This is a genomic window from Solibacillus palustris (assembly GCF_022549215.1).
GTDB lineage: Bacteria > Bacillota > Bacilli > Bacillales_A > Planococcaceae > Solibacillus > Solibacillus daqui.
The window spans coordinates 1-2,727 of record NZ_JAKZFC010000022.1; the positions used below are offsets into that span (position 1 = coordinate 1).

At 31.1% G+C, this 2,727-nt stretch carries 1 protein-coding gene; it reads right to left on the reverse strand.

What is annotated here, in order from left to right; genetic code table 11:
- A partial coding sequence (locus LZ480_RS19565) for a non-ribosomal peptide synthetase (RefSeq protein ID WP_241371217.1) occupies positions 1-2,727 on the reverse strand: 2,727 nt, incomplete at both ends.

Sequence of the window (2,727 nt, forward strand, 5' to 3'; positions counted from 1 at the left end):
CTTTTGAGCAGATGAAGCTTTATACATATCCTCATATTCTATTTTTTCTATTTTTGAGTAGATAATTTCTTCCTGGCCTTCTAAAAATTCAGCAAGCTCTTTTATTGTTGGTAGCCTAAATATCTCGTTTAGTGGTATTTCTTTATTCAATACTTTATGAATTTTTGATAAAAGTATTGTAGCTTTTAGTGAATGTCCTCCAAGTTCAAAAAAGTTATCATTAATTCCCACTTCTTCTATTCCTAATACTGCACTCCATAGTTCTGCTAGAACTTTTTCTACTTCACTTCTTGGTGCTTCACACTCAATGGTATTTTCTTCTAGAATCGGTTCTGGAAGTGCTCTTCTATTAAGTTTTCCATTAGGAGTTAACGGCATCTTTTCAATTTGAACAAAATAAGATGGAATCATATATTCTGGCAGGGTTCCTCTTAAAGAATCTCTTAATTTCAAGTCTTTCATTTCTTTATCACTTACCACATAAGCACAGATATACTTTTCATTTTCTTTATTTTCTTTTACTACTACTGCTGCTTCCTTAATTCTTTTATGCTGAAGTATTCGGTTCTCGATTTCACCAAGTTCTATTCTAAAGCCCCTTATTTTAACCTGGTTATCTATTCTTCCCAAAAACTCTATGTTTCCATCAGGTAGCCATCTTGCTAGGTCTCCAGTTCTATAAACTTTCTTTCCTAATTCAAAAGGATTTCCCACAAACTTTTCTGCTGTTAATTCTGCCCTATTTAAATATCCCCTTGCGACACCATCCCCGCCAATACATAATTCGCCTTCGACTCCTATAGGCATTTGTTTATCCTTATTTAATATATAAATGCTTGTATTACTTATGGGTCTGCCGATTGTTATTTTCCCATCTTGTTCTAGAAGTTTTATTGTTGACCATATTGTTGTCTCTGTTGGCCCATATACATTGTATATCTTTGTATTATTATGCTTATTCCACTTATTAAATAAACTAGATGTTACCTCTTCCCCACCTACTAAAACTAATTTCAAATGATTAATAGATTCTTGAAAATCTTCATTTTCCAACAGTATATTCAATCTTGAAGGGGTGCTTTGCATTACTTCTATCTTATTTTCATCTATAATTCTTGCCAGTTTCTTACTATCAACACTTACATCGCTGCTAGCAAGTATAACCTTTAATCCATTTGTTAATGGTACTAAGGTTTCAAGTCCAAAGATATCAAAGCAGACTGTTGTAATACATAATATATTTTTATATGAATTTAATTTAGTCTCTTTCGTTATTCCATGTATAAAATTGTTTACCTGTTGTTGTTCTATCATTACACCTTTAGGCATACCTGTTGATCCTGACGTATAAATAACATAAGCTAAATCTTTAAAACTATTTATTTTCTCAGGATTTCTTGATTCTCCGCACTGAAAGTCACTGTTATATAAATCCAGTATATATCCTTTAAACTTCACCTTACCCAGTAAACTTGTTTCACTTAGCAGTATTTGGCACTTACTATCTTCTAACATATATTCAATTCTTTCTCTTGGATACCTTGGATCAACAGGTAAATATGCCCCTCCTGATTTTAAAACACCTATTATTCCGATTATCATCTCAAGAGATCTTTCTACCATTATCCCTACTATTGAATCAGCTTTAACGCCTTTTCTTCTTAACTCTATCGCAAGTCTATTAGCACTTTCATTCAGCTCTCTATAAGTTAACCTTTTATCTTCAAATACAACGGCAATATTATCTGGCGTTTTTTCCACCTGATCCTCAAATAATTGCTGTATCGTTTTTTCCTTGGGATAATCGACTTTTGTATTATTGAACTCATAAAATAGTTTGACCTTTTCTTCTTCTGTTAACAGGTCTATTTTATTTAGTTCTATTTCCGTATTATCCACTACATTTTCTAATATCCTAATAAAGTGTTTGCCTAATCTTTCTATTGTTTCTTTATTAAATAATTTCGTACAGTACTCCATAGTAAAACGTAATGTTTTGTCCGATTGTGTTACATTCAATGTTAAGTCAAACTTAGATGTCCTCTTTTCACCATTATATTTTTTCAATATAAATCCATCGAATTCATTCATATTTTCCGTTTCTATGTCAACCATATTGAACATAACATCAAATATTGGGTTTCTACTAGCATCTCTTCTTACATCTAACTTTTCTATTAATGCTTCAAATTGATAACTTTGATTTTCATATGCCTTAATAGAATTTTCTTTTACCTCATTTAAGAATTCTGTAAAATCTTTTCCACCTACTGGTTTCATCCTTAACGCCACTGTATTTACAAATATACCAATTATATTTTGAAGGTCTACATGAGATCTTCCGGCTACTGGTACACCGATTACGATATCTTCTTGTCTACTGTATTTAGATAGTAATATATAAAATGCTGATAGTAACACCATATGCATGGTTGTTCCTGTTTCTTTTGTAAGCTCTTTTAATTGTTCAATAATTCTTTCATCCAACTCAAAGCCTACATCATCACCTTCAAAACTTTTAATGACTGATCTTTTATAATTAGTAGGGATATTTAATACTGGTATTTCATCACTAAAGATATTTATCCAATATTCTTCTTGTATTTTGATTTCTTCCGAATTTAAGAATTTATTCTGCCATTCTGCAAAGTCTTTATACTGCAGCTTTAATGGCTTTAATTCTTTTCCATTATATAACTCTATAAACTCGTTTATTAAAATATTACA